Source organism: Roseburia rectibacter, from assembly GCF_014287515.2.
Classification (GTDB): domain Bacteria; phylum Bacillota; class Clostridia; order Lachnospirales; family Lachnospiraceae; genus Roseburia; species Roseburia rectibacter.
In genome coordinates, this window is record NZ_CP092473.1 from 3,169,074 (window position 1) to 3,192,500 (window position 23,427).

Genomic DNA, 23,427 nt, shown 5'->3' on the forward strand with positions numbered 1-23,427 from the left:
CACTTGGTATGATATAATCAGAGGCGAAAAAACAGACTGATGAAAGCAGTTGTAATTCCCTGTTATCACTTGGTATGATATAATAAAATATCTTAAGGATGATAATAATATCAAGTTGTAATTCCCTGTTATCACTTGGTATGATATAATCCTGTCTTTGACAGTTGAGTAGACTAAAACGCCTCGCAAATCCAGTGTTTATGCTGGTTGCGAGGTGTTTTGTTCTCGTTTTGAAGTATGGTAATTTATTTCCTTCCCTTACTTTTTTTCTGAATTGTTTTCATTTGACTTTTGGTAATAAGCTGAAAGTCTGTTTCAAAACCACATACCTGATGCAAAGCATCGGTTAATTTATCACGTGTGTACAGGGGCATAAATCCCTGTTCCTGTACATCGGCAAAATTCATGGTCTTGAGTTTGTCTAAAATTGTTTCACAAGTATAGGTATTTCCTAACCCCTTTTCCAGGTAACGATAGATTACTAACGCAAGAAAACAGATGAGAAAGTGTGCTTTGATACGCATATCCTCTTGGAGATATATCGGTCTGGCTTCAAAATCAGTTTTCATGATGCGGAAGCATTCTTCGATTTTCCATCGGTCTTCGCTTACTTTTAAGATATCTTTTACATCATCATCCAGAAGGTCTGTCGTTACCGCATACATTCCATCATAAAGTGCTTCATTTTCAATCTTATCGACGTCCAGATATTTTTCAATCTTAGCAATTTCACCATCTTCTGTAACGGCAGTCTTACCTATAAATCTTGCTGGATCATTTGGATTCCTTCGTTCTTTTTTTGTTTTTCCGGAATGGAGCATCTTTTCTGCACGTTCCACTTGCTCATTGCGTATTGTTTTTTGATATTTCGCATATTTAGGAGAGTATGTAATAATCAGACGCTGGTGCAGCGAGTGGGGCGTATATGGCTTATCTTTATAATATAATCCCATATCATCTTCCGGGATTTTTGAAAGATCAACAGGAGAATCATCGGAAACCCGTTTGAATCCAGTCTTATCCAACGCCCATCTTTTATCATCCTTATTTAATTTTTTGATCGACTGGGTAACGATAAATGCTCTTTCGCCGGCATGATTTATTTTTTTGATGGCTTCTGAACCAAGTCCTGCATCGCTGCAGTAAATAAATTTAGTGCAGCCAAAGTCCTGAAGAACTTTTGTTTCCAATGGCTTTAATGAAGTCTGTTCGTTCGCATTTCCTGGAAAAAGTGAAAAAGCAAGAGGAATCCCGTCTCCATCCATGAACATTCCCATTTGTATGATGGGATTTGGACGATGTTCTTTTCCTTTTCCGTATTTCTTATCCCCATCTTCCTGCTCGATTTCAAAGAAATAGTTTGTGCAATCATAATAAAGCACCTTATCATTTCGTTTTCCAAGAAGATGACTGTTTTTATATACTTCTGACTGGATAAAATCGCATTCATTTCCTAATACATCAAGAGCACGATATATGTCGTGCAGTTGATAAGAAGGTTTTTCCAGAAATTCAGAAGCCGTTTTAAAAGAAGAACGTTTGCTGGCTGGTTCTAAAATCCTTGCATAAATCAAGTCAGAAAGAATGGCATTGATATCGTATTTGAATTTATGCTTATCCCGAAGTTTTCGGCAGGTCTTATCCAACTGAAGCTGATAATAAAAAGCTTGTGGAAAAAGATACCCTCCACGGTAAAAGACCTGTTGGTCATAATCCAGTTTATGGTCAGAATGAAAAGCTATCTGAACAGATTTGGTTTGCTGCTCTTTTTTATATTTCAGTGTTTCCAGTCTTGCTTCTTCACGGGCCCATTTCATGACATCATCACGGGTAGGACCATGTTCAGGCAAGAGTTCTTTCAGTGTTCCGAGTTTTCGAATGATAACAGAAGTACTGACGCCTTTGTTGTTAACATAACCTTTCGAAATATAAAATGATTCTGAATTTTTTGATTTAGATGTCGTAACTCGCATATAAAAATCCTCCCATAGCTTATTATACAACACATTACAATAAAATGCAATATAGTAAAACAAGAAAATTGACGCAAAAAAAGCAGGTTTTATGCGACCTGCGAGTATATTTTCTAATATTCAACTGTCAAACTCCCGTGTTGTAATTCCCTGTTATCACTTGGTATGATATAATAAAAAGTTATTGAAAAAGGTTGTAATCTTGGTTGTAATTCCCTGTTATCACTTGGTATGATATAATACAAGACCAATACCGGCACCAACAACGCTTGTTGTAATTCCCTGTTATCACTTGGTATGATATAATCAGAGGCGAAAAAACAGACTGATGAAAGCAGTTGTAATTCCCTGTTATCACTTGGTATGATATAATAAAATATCTTAAGGATGATAATAATATCAAGTTGTAATTCCCTGTTATCACTTGGTATGATATAATGATATACAACATGTCAGCAGTTGAAATGCAGTTGTAATTCCCTGTTATCACTTGGTATGATATAATCGAAACCGCCCGCGCGGCGGTCTGGCGTAGGTTGTAATTCCCTGTTATCACTTGGTATGATATAATTCAATTTCGAATGAATTGACATTTCCCTGGTTGTAATTCCCTGTTATCACTTGGTATGATATAATTAACTTCTGTCGCAGTCGCAAAATAAATATGTTGTAATTCCCTGTTATCACTTGGTATGATATAATCAGACTCACAGGCGCAAAAAAAAGTTTAAGGTTGTAATTCCCTGTTATCACTTGGTATGATATAATATACCGTTTTTAGGTATTCAGTGAATTATTGTTGTAATTCCCTGTTATCACTTGGTATGATATAATCAGCTCCTCTGTTGCTTTTCTGTATTTTTCGTTGTAATTCCCTGTTATCACTTGGTATGATATAATGGCATTGTGTAAGCAACCTAGATGCGGTTGTTGTAATTCCCTGTTATCACTTGGTATGATATAATTTCCAGGTAACTGCTTCCCCTTCACCGGCAGTTGTAATTCCCTGTTATCACTTGGTATGATATAATTACTTTAATAATACTTTCATCGCTACTGGTGTTGTAATTCCCTGTTATCACTTGGTATGATATAATTGAAAATAATGATTTCCCTGGAATGCGGCGGTTGTAATTCCCTGTTATCACTTGGTATGATATAATCCAGTCGGATGAGTTACGAGCAAGGGTGTAGTTGTAATTCCCTGTTATCACTTGGTATGATATAATAACCAAAGGGAATCAAAACAACAGGTGTTAGTTGTAATTCCCTGTTATCACTTGGTATGATATAATAATAGTGTACATTTTAATAAAAGGAGAGTGTTGTAATTCCCTGTTATCACTTGGTATGATATAATTCAAGAACACTCTGTATACCGGATGGTAATGTTGTAATTCCCTGTTATCACTTGGTATGATATAATCATTCGTACACAAAATAGCTTGTGGATATGGTTGTAATTCCCTGTTATCACTTGGTATGATATAATGAGTCTTAGCAAAACACAAAAAGCTGCTGAGTTGTAATTCCCTGTTATCACTTGGTATGATATAATGGAAAATAGTTGATAGCTAGAGGAGTAGATGTTGTAATTCCCTGTTATCACTTGGTATGATATAATAAATGATACTTACACTTTTCAGCAACCAGAGTTGTAATTCCCTGTTATCACTTGGTATGATATAATGAATATATTGCAAAAGCATTATCAATGTAGTTGTAATTCCCTGTTATCACTTGGTATGATATAATAGGGAACACAAATCCCCACGAAACACAGGGATTCGTGGGGATTTCAGTTCAAAAAAATATTTAATTTCAGAGTTGAATTCTATCAAAAATCTTCTTTTTTCAAAAAACATCTAATAATTCTATCGATTCCGGGGTATCATCGAATGTCTTTGTTCCCAGCATAATTTCCATAGACTCATACTGTTTTTCTGTTAAGACCAATACACGCACCGATCCTTTTATGGGTAGATTCAATTTTAAACGTTGCTTATGCATTGCGACTGCATCCATACCATTGCAAATTCTCGAATATACAGACCACTGTACCATATGATAGCCGTCTTTCAATAAAAATTTACGAAATTTTGCGGCATCTTTTTTCTCTTTTGCAGTTACTACAGGGAGATCAAAAAAAACTAACATTCTCATAAATTTATTCATAACTATGTACCTGTAATTGCATCAATTCGGGCAACTCCAAATCGGTTCTTTTTTCCTGCAAAGCACTGCTGTAACTTGCCACCAGCATATCAATACAATTACTGATAATGCGTTTTTCTCCTTTCACATTCATGTCATAATTTAAAATACCAAAAATGCCTCTCTTTCGCTCTGGTGTAAGATTACTGTCAATTTCTGCTATATCATAATTCTGGGACACATATAGGTCAACCAATGGTCTGAATGGCTCAATCATATCATCAGCTAAGTTAAAATTATTCAATTCGCTGTGATGAAATACACCAATCGAAGGTTCTAATCCATAGCAGACAATTGAACGGGCAATGATTCCTCTTACAATCGCATAGCCATAATTCAACGCTGAATTGATAATATGATCATTTCCTCTGGAGAACCCTAAACCATACAGACACTTAAAATAAAAAGCTGCTGCTTTCGCCTCCACATGTGTTCTGTCACCAGACTGGACTTCTTTGCACATCTTCATCAATTCTTCTACGCCATCCAGTTTAAGATAAGAAAGGCACAATGCCTGATTTCTGATCTTCTGCACTATAATCTGCTGCCAGAGTCTTTTCTGCAGAGGTTTCCCTGCTTCCATCTGGTATTTTAAAATTTTAAAGTGACGACTATGTTTTGCCAGTGGAAGCAGTACTGCATTCGGTAGATGTTTTTCATCACAGACATAAACTGCTATCCCCATATCTGCCATCTTTTGAAGCAAATATGCAGATACTGCTACCGTCTGATTTTCAATAATAATACAATTGATATCCTCTAACGGAATCTGTCTGGATACATCTGTTTCAATATTTAACTGCTGATCCTTGATAGACAGCTTTACATAGCTGTCTATCTTAATATTTCGAAATCCCATTTGTCCCCCATACTTAACCCCAGAAATTCCCCGTTAATTTTCTATTATTTTTGTGACAAAACATATGCAATTTCCAATTTTATTAAGAAAATCCCATTCGTTTTTCACTTTTTACTATAGACACATGTCCTAATACATCAACCTGACACTTTTCCAACACTTCCAGACTTTGTATACCAAGACTACTAAATTGAAAACGATTATCATGAGCTATTCCTTCTATACTTGCTGTTGAAATATTTGATTTGATATAATAAGCATATATTTCATGTAATTTTAACTCATTACCGTCCACAGATTTCGTTTTAATACCTTTTTTACTCTTTATATGAATCAGATCTCGCGAATACAAGCTGAATAAAAAGTCTTTATCATCCATCACACGCCACTCACTGTATGGCTTTTTCGCTGTCGCAGCCTTATTCGGCAGCACTTTCTTCACCACATCCGCCGTATACACTGGTACAAAGTAATACTTTCCATTCACGCAATATACATCGATTCGGACCATACCGCCATTTTCGGCAATTCCATTTCCGGAATCCACAAACACACCCATAGTCTGTTTTTTCTGAATCTTGACCTTCCGTACGACGGGACCTTGTGAGCCATCAGCCTTTGGCTTATGGAAATCCTGTGCAAATGCTTTTTTTGCATCATTGCCATACAGCAATAGCTGCCTTTTCAATGCTTCGTATAATAAAAGATCACTCTGTGGATTATAATAACCATCTATTTCTCCATCTTTATTCAGCTTCAGATCCGTCAAGGCTGTCTTGGTTAATACGATTCCTTCATCCTTGAAATGTCTCGGACTACGGATCGTATCTGCATGCGCAGCACCTGTCACCTTGTGATTTGGCATTCGTGAAACAAAAATCGGACGAATATTCTCATAAATTTCTTCCGGATAATCCAGTTCTAACGCAACATCAGAATGTGTATCTAAAAATCCTTTCGGATCATCTCCCATTCTGACATCTAATTCTGTCCGGAATGTCTCCCACGGTTTTGGAATATGTACACCAAAAATCTCATCCCACTCTGCTCTGCTATAATCTTCAGGTCGAAAGATTTCTCCCGTCTCTGCATCCACAAATTCCGTGCCTTTCGAATAACATCTCTCTCTTACCTTTGTATAGCGTGATATTTTCTGGATCATACCATCTGTACAGCAGGCAATTACAACAGCATCCATTGCATGATGCGTATCGGTCTCTCGATTTTTCTGTGGCAGCCCCCAACGTTTCCTCAAGTATGCTGTAATCGTTCCACTTACTGCCCGAACCTGCTTTTTCTTTTCCGGGCAATTTAATGGTGCTAGCTCAAGATTCTGACGGATCATGTTATAAATAACAGTCGTGATATACTTCGTATCCGTTAAGTTACGCTCTTTGAACTCACTGCGTTCTTCCTCTGAAAAATGTCTTTTCAGAAGTTTCTGCTGTTTCTTATAATCCTTAATCATCGTCTTTACACGAATTTCAAACTCATTCCAACGCTTTTCATCCTTTCCCATATATTCATATGGTGTCCGGTTCCCTTTCTGGCGGTTCTCCTGTGAAGTAACAAGCACTTTATTCCGGAAACTGTCATCAAAAGTAATACTATATGGTAAAATATGGTCAATATCATACCCCGGCTTAAATAATTCTTCCAAAGGAATGCTTTTTCCAGAATACAAACATATTCCCTGCTGCTCCTGCCACAAACGATACTTTAAAATATCCTGTCCGGTCGGTGATAATTTTCCCAGTTCCTGAATCTGCTTTTTTACATCTTCATTATTTTTCTGTCGTTTTTCCATATCACCTTTTATCTTCCGGCGTTCTTCAAATGTCTTTGACATTTCTCTTGCAAGCTCGATATGAATCGCCTGCGGACTCCCATAGGTACGGATAATCGCATTAATTACTTTCACGGTCTGTGATACCGAACGTTTTACCACTGGGTTTGTGATCTCATTGATCGTCCGATTGACATTTTCGCCCGTTAAAAGTTTCTGCTTAACTCCCTTAGAATCTGCTTTAAAATCATATCCGGCTTCCACACATGCTTTATCATAAGTCATTCCTTTTTCTAAAAACGGAATAATATTTCGCATTGCTTTAATCGAAAGATGCTGAAATTTTGTTGGCGTATATGCTAACAATCCATCCATTTCTTCTGGCACAAGTCCTAACTCTGCCAAACGCTTCATACGGCTGTCATCGTTCTTATAACAGGTCAAAATCGTGCCAATCTCATCAAACAGATCTCTGATTTCATTTTCCGAAAGATATTTTATCCGATCTTCTAAACATTTCTTATACTCATGATAGTATGGCATACTGACAAACTTTACTTTTTCTGTATTCTGATTTTCCTTTGTCTGTTCTTCCTTCGTAGCAGCCTTTTTATAATTTAAATTATAGAACAGAATACTCTCCGGTAATCCTAACTTCTTACGGACTGCTGCATATTTAACTTCTTTCTGCGTAAATAATAATGCCACCAGCGCACGGCGTTCCTCTTCTGTAAAATTTCTGATTTCTCCATCTTCATTGACCAGTCTTGTATGGTTGATTTTCTGCAGTGCTACAAAATATTCTGCGGTATAGGTTCCCTTTGCACCTCTCAGTTCATCCTGCTCAAATGTACATTTTCCAACCCTGTCAGAAAATCCTTCCATTGCATACGGACTTGGTGTGCCATCCGGCTGCACACCCGGTCCCATATCAAAAGATCTCTGGCTTGTCATAATCTCTAAATATTTTTCTTCTAATTCTTCTGTTGTTTTTTCATTTCCAAGACGCCTCTGACTGGCAAAAATTTCTCTGACTTCATCCACAAGCATTGCTCTTAGCATCGTATGCTGATAATTTTCCGCCTTATTACGAGCTGTAAGGATATATCCTTCTTCTGTCCATGGACAGCTTGTACGAAATGCCTCATCCAAATAGATCATCTCTCCAACGGTACGATAACCCTTCTCCTGCATCCGCTTCTGATTTTCATCAGTTGCCTTTAATACGGCACCATTTTCCTTTGCGGCCGTCTCCGCTTTTCTGGTAGAACGAAATCCACGGTGTTTTGCAATGTGAAGCAGTACCTGTGCCAATTCTTCATTTGTCAGTTTACGATCTAATGCCTCATAACGCAGTTTATAAACATCCGGCAGACCTGCCATACCATAACGCTTCATAAATGAATCGGTCTTTATCAGTCCCTGATCTTCAAACAGCCACTTGATCCTGTCCAAACGATGTTTTCTTCTTCTAAGACGTCTTCTTGTCGTCCTCGCTGCTCTTCTCGGTCCAGCCAAAGACTCCCCTGTCTTAGGAATCTCCGCTGTATCAAAGATCCTTACCCCAAGATCCACGATACGTATCGGCTCATCATCACTGTTGTTCTGCAATACTGCCCAGCCTACCGATGCGATACCAATATCTAACCCAATACGGTAATCCATTTTCTCATCCATCTTTCTTCTCCTCTCATCTGAACCATTCCCTCATACCTGAGAACGGGACAACTGTTTTTATTCTTTCTGATTTCTCATACATCCTTCTCATGAATAAAAATCCTGTATAAAAGATAATCCCATTCCGAAGAATGGGATTAGAGCTTTTAGGTTTCTTACCTTATTGTAATAACCTAATTATCACTTGGTATGATATAATTCTCTTGTATTATATCCCTTTTTTCGACGCTTGTAAATACTTTTTACAATTTTTTTTAAATTATTGACTGCTGGTTCTAACATAGTTACTTCTTTCAGTTTTCCTGTAAACAATATCCAAATCTTTCTAAAACAGTCATCAGATTAGATGTTTTATTATCATAAAATTCACTGTCAGGTTCTGCTTTCTGGATGATCAGTCTCTCATATAATTCTTCTACTCCACCTCTGACATAATCATGGAACATAGACTGATATGCCAAAAACTCCTCTTCCGTCTCAGCTCCCCGGAATGCCTTTTTTACCGCTTCCTCTGCAGGTATATATTCCTTCGCTTCTAACATGATCATCATCTGCATGATAAAATCCAATTCTTCTTTTGCATTGATTATCTGCTCTGCTAAGATACTCTTTGTCCCAACCGGTGAAAAATCTTCCTTTGCCTTACGGTCTACACGAAATCCTACTACTGCAGCAACCATATATAGATCAATCAATCTACGAAAATAAGTATGTTCACAATCCCCTTTTACCCACAATTCACCTGCCATTCTGGCATGCTTACCATGAAACTCAAACTCTTTTTTGAAAAATTCATAGTTCCCCATCTTTTTTCCTCTCTTCTGCTGCTTCTGTTTCCCAACAAGACATAAAATGATTCTTTTTTATCATGTTCTTTTTCTCTCACTGCTACTGCTGATCTAGTTCCACTCTACGAATGGATGCATAGGCTTCGTCTGCCGCTTTTTCAATATGATAGGACGCACCGACATATTCATCAAGTCCTGTATATTTCCAATCTTTATCCAACATAAAAATAATTACCTGTTCTGATACCTCCGGCAAAACTTTCGCGATCAGACTGATATTTTTATCTCCCAGTTTAGAAAACGGTCCATCTAAAACAATCGGCAATGTATCTGCTCCCTCTACTCCAAGCTGCTCTGCCTTTTTATTTCTGCTGTATTCCATGATCGTAACAATAAATGCAAAATTACGTGCTATCTTTTCTCCCTCTGACAGATTCTTTTCTTCACGAAAGCCTACATTCGTCTGATATAACATCTGGATTTCATAGTTTTCCGTCAGCTGTATTCTTTTATCTTTCGCATTAAACATACGCTCAAAATTTTTCTGTATCTGTCCATTTAATTCCATAAATGTCTTATTCTTTTTTATTTCAAAATCATTTTTCAATCTTGTATACAACGCTTCTGCCAATTCCATACGTTCACGCCATTTTTTATTTTCTTCAGTCCTTGCTTCCTGACTCTTCATTTCTGCTTCTATGTTTCCAATCTGACGTTCATAATTTTCTATCTGTCCTTGCAGGGTTCCTTTTTCCACTCCTAATTTATTGCTTTCACTCTGATAATACCGGAGCATCTTTCTCTTTTCCGAAAAATCCGTCCGCTTTTCCATCTGCTGTTCCATCGCGGCAATCTGATTGCAGGTTTCTTCATATGCCCGCACACTCTGATCCACAATTTGTGCACTTTCTCTTATATCATCATATACAGAACTACTCTGCCTTTTCCAACGCTGTCCTGTACGTTCAAATTCTCCTAATAAAGACCCGATATCTGCCGGTGGAAGATAATTTCGCTGTTCCATTAAACATTCCAATTCTTTTGATTCCGGTAAAATAGGTGTCCCACAGATGCATCTCCCGGTTTTGATAATATAATCGATACTTGCCTGTCTCATATGTGGAATATCCCGCCTTACTCCAGCCACTGATTTTACCATTTTTATGGACGACTCGATCATCGGCTGTGCAAACAGCATAAATGCCTTATCGCTGAATAAATTGACCATATTTTTATATGCATCTTTGATTCGATCTGACTGCGATCTTTTTACTACGAGTAATTGATTGTATTTCGCCTGAAGCACCTCTGTATTTTTATTTTCAAGCAGATATCTTTCTATTTCCTCAATTTTCTGTTCATAATTTTCTATATTGATCTCAATGTTTTTTATCTTCTCCTTGCACTGTTCAATCCCATGTTCCATACGATTTCTGTCTCTTTCCAGATTGTCATACATGTTTCCGGAACCTGATATTTTACCTTTAAACTTTTTAATAACTGAATGACTGCCCATGTCTTTTAAATGCCAGATAGCTGCCTGATATGCAGATAATCCAGTCAGTGTATGTACAGACTCTCTGATATTTTCACGCACTCCGTTGACTGTTACATCATTCCATCGCTCTCCATCAAACAAAAAATAATGTGACAGATTTTTAGGGAATAATTCGCGGATCACTTCTTCTATTTTTTCCTGCTCTACCGAAATGACTGCATCCGGATTATCTTTCTCTGAAATTTGCAGCGATACCTTCTTATAAAATTCTTTTGCGATCAGTTGTGGATATGCACGTGTATAAATGATCTCACGTTTGATCTGATATCTTTTTTCATCATCAACTGCGATCAATTCCACAGTAACATCCGCCTTGCTGTTTGCATCCATCATTGCTAGAATATCATTATTTAACAGTTGATAATCCTCCTGCTGCTTTCCCCTTTCTGCCAGAACAGCTCCATAAAGTCCCCATCGGAATGCCTGTGCAATGGTTGTTTTTCCAACCGTATTATCCCCCAATACGACCGTCACATTCTTTTTTTCATCACAGCTGAACTCAATTACATTTCTGCCTTTATACCTCATAAAATTATTCATTGTAATACTTTGGAATTTCATACTATTCTCCATTCTTGCGCTGTTTTTAAGCGCATCACAAGTTTGTGCGAAACACAAATCTTGCGTGTGAAAAATGTATTTTTCACACTATTCTCCACCTGATACACACTTACTTACATGGACATTCTGGCATAATCAACTATGATCTTTGCAAGTTCCTCCGCCATCCGCTGATCTGTTTTTGCTTTGCTGCGCAGATTTTTCCGTTCTACATGAAGAACCTCTAAAATCATATTCCGCATTACCTTTTCACTGATCTCTTTCATAAATACCTCCATTCCCGTGTAAAAATGTATTTTTCACCCTATACCCGTTATCCTGTGCATTTTCTGTTCTAATTGCAAAATTTTATCTAATTTAATAATGTTCCTATCCGGTCTTTAATATCACCCTTTAAAAAATCATATCTTTCTTTTAAAATATCTTTCACCTGGTTTTCCGGAATATCCGCCCTTGTATATGCTGTAATATGTAATTTTGATTTCGCTTCCGCATTGATCTTTTGCACATAATCTTTTAACGATTCATCTGATATTTCCTTGTTTGCCTTTTTTGTGATATATACAAAATTCAAAGGTGAATTGCAGATATTTTTATCAGCATTACGAAGTGCTGACGTTGACTCCCCCACCTTTTTTACTCTTCCAAGCGGTATAATATGATGTGCTTCAAAACCTCCAGGCTCATCTGAATATGCACTCAAAACCTTATCTTCCTCAAACATATCCTTATATGTCTTCGATAACAGATACTGACACATAAACATACGCATCACCTTTTTCGGAATACGTTCTTCATCCGCTTTTTCCATAAGCAAAAATTTCTCATCTGAAAAATTCTGTGCATTCATTACATAATCCTTGATCTTTACGATCCATTCAATGTTTTTCTTCCGGTCAGATGCCTGCATTGTCTTAATCATGGTCTGAAGATGTGCGATCATTTTTGTATTCTGGTCTTTATCATATTCACCGGAAAAAATAGATGCCCAATACCATGCTTCTAAAATATTGTGAACAGTCTTATCCTTAAACCACTCATCCTTTAGAAAGACAACTGCAACTAAAACGATCATCAACGAATAATTTATTTCCTGTATATTCCGGATTCCACATCTGCCCTGAAAGAAAAACATTGCCCTGTCTATGGCATCACAGACCTTTTTTGCATTACTGTCAATTTCTTCCGGCTCTAACATCAAAATACGTTTCTTTTTGATATAATCCAGTTTATATTCCTCAGGATCGAATAACTGATTATTACAATATAGACATAGTACATCTAAAAAAACATCTATATACTTTCCTGCTATATCATTTTTCTCCTCGTTATAGCAGCCTGTACTGCATGATGCATTATACTTTTTGCTTTGTATTTTATCTCCAATTATGGATACTGCCTGATCTGGTAAAACCTGTTTATCATAATTTTTTTCTTCCTGAATATAGAAGCACATACGTTTATAAAAATTTTCTTTACTTACCTTTGCAACTCTTGCCATGACCAGGTCAAACGTATTTAAGCTGACACCTCCACGATTTAGGTTTTCATAAATGTCAATCGCTCTGTCACGCTGCTCTCCCGATACTTCTATTTTATTCAGCGCTACATTTTTCACACAGGAATCCAGATAATTTGTCAGACACATCTTCCATACCATCTGTTTTTCATCAATCTTCCTGCAAAATATCGTATAATCTTCTTTTATTTTTTCACAACTTTCATCATTTTTAAAAATTTCTTCGATAAAATCATCCTTCTGCTGCTTTTCTGTCAGCTTCATAAAATGCTGTTTAATCTCATTTCCTATTTTTTCTGCAATTTCAGCTGTAATCGTATTATATCTCAGCATAATCTGTGCTCTTTTTGTATTCTCTGGTGCTATCAGCAAATACAACGGAACTAAATATCCTTTTTTATATGTCAGACAATAGTCATCTAAATGCGTTGATAACTCCTGCTGCGGATTATACGGTTCTCCATCATGATGTAAGAAACCAACAACTTCAATAAACTGTAAAATATCTGCGGTCAGAAAATCTGGCTCCACGGAATCAGAAATGCGGAAATTCAAATCATAAACACCAAATAAATCCTGTTCTTCCTTACATTTTTCCCATTTTGGAATCCGCAGAAAAAATCTGCGCTTCAATGATTGGGAAATTAATTTCGAAAACATACTGCATTTATCATAAATTACATTTGAGAAAACATTTGTAAGTACTGTCATTCGTTGCTGACCATCCAGCAAAAACTCCACTTCACCATCCGCTATATTTAAATCTGTATTTTTTTCTCCCAGTCCGATAGATTTTGCCGCATATTCATCCGGCTTTGATTTTAATAACAAAATGCTTCCTATCGGCATTTTTGCTAAAACAGATGCTACTATCTTTCTTTGCGTTTCTTCATCTGTCCAGACAAACCCCCTCTGAAAATCCGGCAGCAGCATTTTATCTTCTGCAATTTTTCTGACGATTTCTCCAAAATCCAAACGTTGATTTTCCATTATTTCTTCATCCTTCCGCAATTTCCTTTATCGCATTAATTAATGCAGCTAACTCACTCTTCTTTGTAAAACGTCCGATTCCCACACGGACTACACCACCATATTTTTCATCTTTCAGATATTTATGGATCAACGGTGCGCATTGATAGCCGGTTCGGACTGCTATATGATAATCTTCGTCAAGTAACATTCCTACTTCATCTGCACGGTATCCATCTATAGAAAAAGAAACAATTCCCGTGCATTTTTCCTTATCCTTTGGAAAGTATATGAAAACTCCATCTATTTCTTCAAGATGTCTGCTCAGATGTTCTGCAAGCTCTCTTTCTCTTGTTAATTCCGTTTTTCTGTCACACCCATCTGCCAAGGCTGCATGCAATCCCGCAATCGCAACTATATTCTGGCTTCCCGGCTCTAACATTCCCGGCATTTGCCCCGGCATATCAGGATTTAATGAATCACTGCCTGTTCCACCCGCAAGAAACGGTTTTAGAGTAATATTCCCTTTACTGATAAATCCACCGACCCCAAATGGTCCATATAATGTTTTATGTCCAGCAAAAACATAAAAATCAATCCCATTGTCCTTCAGTTTTACAGGTACAAGTCCAAGTGCCTGGGAACCATCTACTGCTACAACTGCTCCATACTTCTTTGCATATTCTGTTATCTCATCAATTGGCAGAATATACCCAGTTACATTGCTGACATGACTCAAAATAACAACAGTTGGATGTTCTCTCGTAAACTGAAATTTAATCTGTGGAAGATCCATTTCTAATTTGTTTTGATCTAACGCAAGCTCAATGATTTTAAATCCATATTGTTTCTGATAATAATGCAGTACACGCATCATGGCATTGTGTTCAAACGGGGAAACATAAACTACATCCGTCTGTTTCCACTCAAGTCCTCCTAAAATCAGGTTACATGCAAACGTAGCAGAGGCTGTAAATACAACCTCTGCTACATCATCTGCTCCTGCAAGCTCTTTAATCTGTTTTCTCGTGTCTTCGATCAGACCAGATGCGTTTCGTGCAAGCACATAAGAACCCCTGCCCGCATTGACAGCACCAGTTCGTGCTATTTCATCCATTGCCTGATATACACATTCTGGTTTTGGAAACGTTGTCGCTGCATTATCAAGATAAATTTCTTCCATCACCAATCTCCCCTTCTCTTACTGTAATAATCCTTCTAAAGTCTGCACAAGCACTGCAACCTTCTGATTCGTTTCAAGCGTATTTCCAAAGTCTTCTAAAGCCTCTTCTAACATATTCTTTAAGTAAAGACTTGTTGTATCTGAAATATCCGCATTATAATACTTCTCGATGGCATTGCCATTCTGATCTGTCAATAAAATACGACTGCTGCCTTCTGCATCTTTGTCACATTTCCTGATTTTTTCAATTTTAGATTTTACTGTATACAAATTGTCCTGAAATTCTAAAGTATTACTGTCATTCCAGTCCTCTAAATACACTCCTGTTAAAATATAAGTGAGTGCGGAAACAATTTCTCCCTCATCATTGGTTTCTAATTTCTCCAGATAATTAAAAAACTTACTCTCTGCTGTTGTCAGTACATGAGCCTTTGGTATATTATTTTGCGCTAAATACCATTCATGCAGACAGGCTTTTAAACTGACGCTCTGCTCTTTTCCAAATACCTTTTTGATATCTTTTGCAATCTGTTTTTTTAATTCGGAAAAAACGTTGTCCAAAATTCTCTTACTTTCTGCCAGATTTTGTACTGTTTTCTCGAAATCTGTATTCCCATAACATGCCGGAATTTTTTCAAATAGAAGTTCCCTTGGATTTATCTCTGCTCGCCTAAGTAAATTACGTAATTTTTTTATAGCAGTGCACTGTTTATCTGGTAAATTTAAGGTGATCATCGTATATTGTGGAAGTGACCGATACCATTTTTGCATACTCCCCACAATTTGTATAAATCTACTCTGTCCATCAAAGTTTTCCTCATTACATGCAAAAATCGCTTCTATTTCTTTTAAATATTTTTCCTTCTCTACTGTCTCTGTCTCCAGATAAAGTGCATAATTCTCCGGGAAATCATTTACATGATTCAAATTTTCTGAGGTAATTTCCAATTCTTTTTCCCCGATGTAAATGACTGCTGTCCCTTCAATCTCAGACAATTTTTTTGCTAAAAACAATGGGATTATGCCACGTCTTGCACCAAATTTCTCCCCCTGTAACCGCTGATACAGCATCTGAAAAGATCTTTTTTCTCCAGCACATTCCGAAAAAAAATTCTCTATCTCTGAGTCGACTTTCCGACATCCTTCATCTGCCCTGGTATGTACAAATGCAGCACGATATACCATTGCTTCCGGCATAGTGCCTTTCTGATATGCAGACAGATCCCCATGTCTTAACAATTTATCAATTACCTGATTTCGCGCTCTTAAATATTGTTTACCAATATGTTCAATGTTTAACAACTCATGATTTACACGCGGTGCATATCCATAATATTCTTTGCAGACAGTACTCAATATCTGATTAAACTCTGCTGCCGTCTTACATTTACGTTTTTCCTTCCCTGCCTGGAATGTTGTAACCTTTCTACCTTCCGGCAGATAATAATCTTCCAGATAGATATTAATTTCAAACCTGATATCCTCTGCACACAATTCAAGTTCCTGAATCAGTATCTCATTTTCTTCAATGAATCGTTTATCCCCCTTTAACATCATAACCGCCTGATACCTAAGCAGTAATTCCTCTTTATCAAAATTCCGATCCGACACTAACACCAGAACTCTTTTATCCGCAAGTTTATCCAACTGTTTTTGTATCTTATCTGTCTGAATTTTGTTCTTATCTATTATTACTATGATTTTTCCATCAGAAAACTTTTCATCATACAGATACTTTGTACTTTCCAGCGAAATAAAATCTTCCTGAAACATATATTCATACTGAAAATACCGGGTCATTGCGTATTCCTGATTATACTGTTTTGGTACCTCGTACTCTACATCTGCAACTTCTGATAAAATCTTGCAAAAATTACAGTGTCCATTCAATTCGTTCACCTTTTTAGCGATTTCTTTTTCCATGTCGACACCAGCATTGCTGCGAAATGCATAAACACCAACGCTGCTGCGGAACATTAATACACCATCTTTTTTCAGTCTTTCCATCGCAGGATAATATTTTTTCTGTTGCATCCCTAATGATAACCAGATCGCACTATCCTGTGCTGGAAGTTCATCTTCTCTGTGAAGCATACGTATCACTGCAATTGCTTTTATGACTGCTTTTTCTTCTTCTGATTCCGCTTTCCCCAACGCATACTCTGCTTTCAGCCACTCAGAATGAATCATTGGTGCATCTTCCGTCTCCCGAAACATTGGTTTGAAATAATCGTAGATTTTGTCAATACCTACCCACACTTCTTTATTTCGTTCCAACAACCAGGATAAACTTCCCTGACCATCATCTGCTAAAAATGTAAATATCGTTCTTTCGTTCTGCGCAACACGCTCACTAATATGAAGCAGAGCATATGCAGCAAGAGGTGTCAATGGGAAACAACCTTTCGCTACGATCTGATCAAAATCCTGCTTTGAAAAAAGTTTTTGAAAACATGGAAGCTGATAGGACAATTCCAAAAATTTTCCCTGCTCATTTTCCATAATCTCTTTTTCATATTGTTTTGAAAATACCGGCTCCTCTTTCTGAATTGAATTAGCGATCAGTTCATAATTATTTTGTGCAGATATCACAAAAGATATCTCTGAAATTCTTCCCTCCACTCCACGAAATGCATTTTTCATAGAAATGTCTATACTTCTGGTATACTCATGAATACTTTTATGAGCCACCATCGTAAAAAATAGTTTCTGATCAGAACCTTCTGCCAATTCACACATATCCTGCAGCGTTTTCATATCCTCTGCAAAACCGGTTTTATCATGTCCCTCGATGTATTTACTGAATTCATCAAAAATAATAAAGATACCTGCATAACCACATTCTTCAGTCAAAATTCTTGTGATCTGCTGATACGACCTAACAGCTTCCGACTGCATCAACGGTAAAAAAGTACTTCCTGCCGTCAGCATTGGATATACATTTTTAAATAATTCCAATGACTGCTTATTTTTTCTCTTCAATTCCTTTTTTAAATTCTTTTCATCTGTCTGATTTTCTCTCAGATGCTCGCAAAACTTTTCATAAACATCCGGATATTCCACTTCCCATTTCTCAAGGATTTTTAAAGCCTCCGTAAATGCAGTTTCCGGTGCAATATCTGATAAATTATTTTTTTCCAATGCCTCGCGCAGTGCAAATAATAAGATCTGATTCATAGAAAAGCCCGGGATAGAAGAAATAAGTACCGGTAAATATTTTTTATTTTCCTGTTTAATCTTTGTAACCAGATCTGCCGTCTCTTTATCTGTTACCTGTATTTTATCAAAAACAGTCTGTGGCAGATCGCCGGAAAGAATGGAAAGCAGTACCAGTAATAAATGTGATTTTCCCTTTCCATATGGACCGATCAAAACAGTAGCATGCTCCTTTGCCTCTCCCATCACAGCTCTTAAATATCTGTTTAATATCAGCATTGATGACCGCGTCGGTATATAATTTTCAATTCTTCCATGATTTCCTATATCAAGCTGCAAATTCACTGCTTTTTGAAAATTACGGTTGATATGTATTAAATTTCTCCATTGTTCCATTCCGGCAACTCCTATATGTCTTTATCTTTCGTAATAATTTTCTACGATTTTTTCCCCAGTCAGCCCTTTTTGCCAATAAATCATATTCAGACCTGCTGTACGGTTCATCACAATCTTATCCTTTTCCTCCAAACGTTCTAACATCTCTATCAATGCGGTACGTTTTAACTGCAGTATCTTTCCCGGACCATCTATTTCTTTCCATAAATCATCCAGATAAACGGAGGTACGTTTTTTATCTTTATCCACCAGCAAAAACCAAATAATATCCTCTGGTAATTTGTTTAAATCCGGTTGTTTTCTGTAATAAATCCCCTCGGTGTGTTTCAATAATCCCAACTTTCCAAATGGACTTGTATTCTTTTCTTCCGGATTTGTCTCTTTTGCAGGCAGATACATCCGTAAAATTGCGTCACAGTCCGCATAAACAGAACTTTGTGCAATATGGATATCACCATCTAAATCACTAACCAGCGCCTCCATCTCATCATAAATCTGCTGTTTTTTGAATTCCTCATAAGAAACTTCATTAAAAAACAAATTCCATGCCGTCGCCAGTTCACGGTTTTTTGCAATTTTGCTATGTATTAACCATAATGTAAAATAATCTTCCACGCATGGATCATGTGTAAAGATCAAATTTCCAATATCAGTAAGTGCAGCCCCAGTCTTAGGAGAATCTGTAATCAGATCTGCCGACTTAAGCCAGTAGCGGATCGACTTTGCCATATTAGGACCTACCCCAAGTGCATCCGCTCCATAATTTTCCGAAAAAACCTTCGGATCATAGTACACCTCATATAAACCTTTATTCAGCCATCCTTCACGAAGGATAAAACTTTCATGTCCTTTAAAACGATATTTATTTTTTCCCACTATCCTTTATCCCCCGTATTTTGTCTTTTGATTGCCAGAACTTTTCTCATATAACATCCTGCCGTAAAATGATTCACACATTCGCCACATCTTTTACACTTTTCATCAGAAATATAGTATCCAATCTCGCCATCTTTATTTTCTCTGATAGAAAGTGCATTAAACCTGCATACACTTTCGCATGCCAGACATCCCATACACATCTGATACTTCGTAAGCTGACATTTGATGCGTTCTTCTGCTGTTTTTAAATCTTTTGCCCCTGCAAGCTGTGTATTTAAAATGGTAACCTTGAGATTAGCCGTTCCAATTCTTCCCTGCAGTTTCAAAATTATCTGCTCTTTTTTATTAAGTACAAAGACTTCTCCAAGTCTTGTATTTCCCATATCGAAATTCAAATATCCGAATGGACGAAAAAGTTCATACAACTGTTCTGAAATTGGGCGTTGTAATTCATAGTTAAAAGTATTTTCTTCTGTGGCACACGGTGTAAATGACACGACTGATTTCTGCGCATATGCGACACCATTTCCCCCCTGTCGTGCTTTCCAGAATCCATCATCTACATAAACCTCGGCATCCTCTTTTCCGATACTTTTTGCAAAATCAATCAACATATTTCTAAAATGCTCTGACTGCTCATGCATATGCACCTTAGACAGGAACTCTGACCAGCCACTATTATTAGGGCAACACCAGCATCCAACTCTTGCATACCCCAGGCGATATGCATCATTAAAATCAATTCCTGTTGTAAGAAGATATAACCAGATATCAAAATCCATCCAGTCGATAATCGGAGATACAATTCTCTGTTTTGTGATCTTCGGACTGTCAGATTCACGCTCATACTTACTTCTGCTTACCGACTCACTGCGCCGGATTCCGTAAAAAGTCAATATCTGGTTTTTATCTCTGTATAATGAACGTATCTTTTTTTGTATCGTTCCTGTTTTAAAAACAGTGCAGCACCAGCGCATCACACGACTCGGCGGACCAACCAGTTTGCACAGTTCCTCAAAATTCTTTTCTTTATTGCGTGCAGAAATCACTGGCGTCTTTGGATGATTTTTCTTAAATCTTTCCATATAAGTATAAGTAAATGGGAACTCTAATGTTGTATCCCCAAAAATATGCATGATCTGAGGTGTACTTAACGCCCGTAATACCAGATTAGAAGTTACAGTAGAATCCTTCCCCCCACTAAAAGAAACAAACATATCCATCGCACTAAACTCACCCGCTGCTTTTCGTATATAGTTTCCTGCTTCCTGCGTAATATGCTCATACCGCTCTTTATTAGCCTCAGTAAATCGTTCTTTCATCTGATCAAAATAGTAATATGTATTCTGTTTGCTATATTTTTCATATTGTCTGCGAACTTCGTCTGCATCTGTTTTTTTTAATTCTTTTACAGAAAATGCAATCTTTTTTCCATCGACATAATAATGATTTCCAGTTCCATTCCAAACAGACTTTTCTAAAAATTCAAAAGGCTTTTTGAGTATAATCTCAATCAAAAGCCTTTCTTCCGGAAACACTGGTCTTACATCCGTTGTCAGCTTTTTTGCCTCCATGCCACATCTGCTGCATCTGTTCTCATAAATTGGAACATTACATTTTTCACACCAGTAAATGACAGATTGTACATCCGTTCTGCCTCCACAACACTGACACGTACTCGTCTCACACACTGTTCCAAAACATGGAAATTTTTCTTTTGTCTTTTCATTTCTATTATGGCAAATATATGTTATCATAAGTCTTTCTTTATTACTGATATTTTTATAATCTGATTTCTTATTTTTTAAGAATATATAGCTATATTATATTCTTAGTTAAGAAGAATTTCAATTATATATTATCTTAATTTAAAAGATTTAAGGAACGTTCTCACATTGAAACTGCTGAGTATGGGAATATATAAATGTGAAGAATATTAACTGGATGGTGTGTGAAAAAAGAAAACATATAACAAGAATCAACACGAAAAAAAGAAGCCTTGAAAACCAAGGCTTCTACAAGCAGGGGATGAGAGAATCGAACTCCCACCAAAGGTTTTGGAGACCCCTATCATACCATTTGACCAATCCCCTATATATAAAATGACGTATCAGATACGTCATTTATTATTTTACTTATTAGCTTCACAAAAATCAATAGGACTTTTGTCTTATCTTTAGTACCTTCAAAACTTCATACAGAACACCATCAATAACATAATCTGTGAAGTTGCGAAGCAACTTCCAATGCGAACATCGTTCGCTATTATTTGGTCAAGCCCTCGATCGATTAGTAACAGTCAGCTCCACACGTTACCGTGCTTCCACCTCTACCCTATCTACCTTGTACTCTTCAAGGGATCTTACTCACTTTTGTGAGGGATATCTCATCTTGAGGGGGGCTTCACGCTTAGATGCCTTCAGCGTTTATCCCTTCCGGACTTGGCTACTCTGCCATGCCGTTGGTCGACAGCAGATACACCAGTGGTCCGTCCATCCCGGTCCTCTCGTACTAAGGACAGCTCCTCTCAAATATCCTCCGCCCGCGCCGGATAGGGACCGAACTGTCTCACGACGTTCTGAACCCAGCTCGCGTACCGCTTTAATGGGCGAACAGCCCAACCCTTGGGACCTGCTACAGCCCCAGGATGCGATGAGCCGACATCGAGGTGCCAAACCACTCCGTCGATGTGAACTCTTGGGAGTGATAAGCCTGTTATCCCCAGGGTAGCTTTTATCCGTTGAGCGATGGCAATCCCACTTTATGCCACCGGATCACTAAGTCCTACTTTCGTACCTGCTCCACCCGTCGGTGTCGCAGTCAAGCTCCCTTCTGCCTTTGCACTCTTCAAATGGTTTCCGACCATTCTGAGGGAACCTTTGAGCGCCTCCGATACCCTTTCGGAGGCGACCGCCCCAGTCAAACTCCCCGCCTGGCATTGTCCCACCGCTGGATCACAGCGGCTGGTTAGAAACCCAATACTGCAGGGGTGGTATCCCAACAGCGACTCCCTTGAAACTGGCGTCCCAAGTTCTCAGTCTCCCACCTATCCTGTACGTGCAGTACCGAATCCCAGTACCAAACTGGAGTAAAGCTCCATGGGGTCTTTCCGTCCTGGCGCGGGTAACCAGCATCTTCACTGGTACTTCAATTTCACCGGATGCATTGTCGAGACAGTGCTCAAATCATTACGCCTTTCGTGCGGGTCGGAACTTACCCGACAAGGAATTTCGCTACCTTAGGACCGTTATAGTTACGGCCGCCGTTTACTGGGGCTTAAATTCAAAGCTTCATCTTGCGACTAACCTCTCCTCTTAACCTTCCAGCACCGGGCAGGCGTCAGCCCATATACTTCACCTTACGGTTTCGCATAGACCTGTGTTTTTGCTAAACAGTTGCTTGAGCCTATTCTCTGCGGCCCACCCTGAAGTGGGCACCCCTTCTCCCGAAGTTACGGGGTCATTTTGCCGAGTTCCTTAACAATGCTTCTTCCGTCGGCCTTAGGATTCTCTCCTCATCCACCTGTGTCGGTTTACGGTACGGGCACATATAAAACAATAGCGGCTTTTCTCGGCACATGGCTCACACACTTCGCTACTTTTATTTCGCTACACATCACGTCTTTGGCTTATCAGGCGGATTTGCCAGCCTGACACCTCTTCCGCTTGTACCGGTATTTCCATTCCCGGCTTATGCTTTCCACATGCGTCCCCACAGTTCTGTTTATATGTGGTACAGGAATCTAAACCTGTTGTCCATCGGATACGTCTTTCGACCTCTCCTTAGGCCCCGACTTACCCAGAGCAGATCAGCTTTACTCTGGAAACCTTAGATATTCGGCCGGAAGGATTCCCACCTTCCTCTCGCTACTCATTCCGGCATTCTCTCTTCTTATCCCTCCACTGCTCC

13 protein-coding genes, 1 tRNA gene, 1 rRNA gene and 2 CRISPR repeat arrays (2 of these 17 running past the window's edge) are annotated in these 23,427 nt (G+C 38.0%); all 15 genes read right to left on the reverse strand.

The features are described 5' to 3' along the window. Positions 1–150: direct repeats of the CRISPR family, unit length 36 nt; unit sequence GTTGTAATTCCCTGTTATCACTTGGTATGATATAAT (it extends 348 nt beyond the left edge of the window). Positions 151–245: 95 nt separating this feature from the next. Further along, positions 246–1,973 carry an IS1634 family transposase gene (locus H8S51_RS14660; protein WP_186899581.1) on the reverse strand — a complete coding sequence of 576 codons (1,728 nt, stop codon included), beginning with the start codon at positions 1,971–1,973 and terminating at the stop codon, positions 246–248. Between the two features lie 139 nt (positions 1,974–2,112). Beyond that, positions 2,113–3,728: a CRISPR direct-repeat array (repeat unit 36 nt; unit sequence GTTGTAATTCCCTGTTATCACTTGGTATGATATAAT). A 99-nt stretch (positions 3,729–3,827) separates the two neighbouring features. Then, a complete protein-coding gene (gene cas2, locus H8S51_RS14665; RefSeq protein WP_186899580.1) occupies positions 3,828–4,148 on the reverse strand; it encodes a CRISPR-associated endonuclease Cas2 in 321 nt (106 codons plus the stop codon). Beyond that, positions 4,141–5,046: a type II CRISPR-associated endonuclease Cas1 gene (gene cas1, locus H8S51_RS14670; RefSeq protein WP_118210358.1), complete on the reverse strand. Its 906-nt coding sequence runs from the start codon at positions 5,044–5,046 to the stop codon at positions 4,141–4,143. Before cas1 ends, cas2 begins: the two co-directional genes overlap by 8 nt. Positions 5,047–5,128: 82 nt before the next feature. After that, positions 5,129–8,509 (reverse strand): type II CRISPR RNA-guided endonuclease Cas9, encoded by a 3,381-nt coding sequence (gene cas9 / locus H8S51_RS14675; protein ID WP_186899579.1) that lies wholly within the window; start codon positions 8,507–8,509, stop codon positions 5,129–5,131. A gap of 293 nt (positions 8,510–8,802) precedes the next feature. After that, positions 8,803–9,315, reverse strand: coding sequence for a hypothetical protein (locus tag H8S51_RS14680; RefSeq protein WP_186899578.1), 513 nt, complete (start codon positions 9,313–9,315; stop codon positions 8,803–8,805). Positions 9,316–9,397: 82 nt separating this feature from the next. Continuing rightward, positions 9,398–11,416 (reverse strand): AAA family ATPase, encoded by a 2,019-nt coding sequence (locus tag H8S51_RS14685; protein ID WP_118210361.1) that lies wholly within the window; start codon positions 11,414–11,416, stop codon positions 9,398–9,400. A 113-nt stretch (positions 11,417–11,529) separates the two neighbouring features. Next, complete coding sequence (locus tag H8S51_RS14690; RefSeq protein WP_186899577.1) at positions 11,530–11,682, reverse strand: hypothetical protein; 153 nt, start codon at positions 11,680–11,682, stop codon at positions 11,530–11,532. An 86-nt stretch (positions 11,683–11,768) separates the two neighbouring features. After that, on the reverse strand, positions 11,769–13,925 hold the full coding sequence (locus H8S51_RS14695) for a DUF262 domain-containing protein (protein WP_118210362.1): 2,157 nt from the start codon (positions 13,923–13,925) through the stop codon (positions 11,769–11,771). A 7-nt stretch (positions 13,926–13,932) separates the two neighbouring features. Continuing rightward, positions 13,933–15,087, reverse strand: coding sequence for an aminotransferase class V-fold PLP-dependent enzyme (locus H8S51_RS14700; protein WP_186899576.1), 1,155 nt, complete (start codon positions 15,085–15,087; stop codon positions 13,933–13,935). An 18-nt stretch (positions 15,088–15,105) separates the two neighbouring features. Next, entirely contained in the window at positions 15,106–18,639 is a 3,534-nt protein-coding gene (locus H8S51_RS14705; RefSeq protein ID WP_186899575.1) for a hypothetical protein, read from the reverse strand. A 21-nt stretch (positions 18,640–18,660) separates the two neighbouring features. Next, positions 18,661–19,515 carry a DUF4007 family protein gene (locus H8S51_RS14710; RefSeq protein ID WP_186899574.1) on the reverse strand — a complete coding sequence of 285 codons (855 nt, stop codon included), beginning with the start codon at positions 19,513–19,515 and terminating at the stop codon, positions 18,661–18,663. Continuing rightward, a complete protein-coding gene (locus H8S51_RS14715) occupies positions 19,515–21,092 on the reverse strand; it encodes a phosphoadenosine phosphosulfate reductase domain-containing protein (RefSeq protein WP_118210366.1) in 1,578 nt (525 codons plus the stop codon). The genes H8S51_RS14710 and H8S51_RS14715 overlap by 1 nt, the downstream gene beginning before the upstream one ends. Further along, positions 21,074–21,205: a hypothetical protein gene (locus H8S51_RS18135; RefSeq protein WP_256451901.1), complete on the reverse strand. Its 132-nt coding sequence runs from the start codon at positions 21,203–21,205 to the stop codon at positions 21,074–21,076. The genes H8S51_RS14715 and H8S51_RS18135 overlap by 19 nt, the downstream gene beginning before the upstream one ends. Before the next feature lie 335 nt (positions 21,206–21,540). Beyond that, a tRNA-Trp gene (locus H8S51_RS14720) sits at positions 21,541–21,611 on the reverse strand. Positions 21,612–21,787: 176 nt separating this feature from the next. After that, positions 21,788–23,427 (reverse strand): 23S ribosomal RNA (locus H8S51_RS14725) (it continues 1,253 nt past the right edge of the window).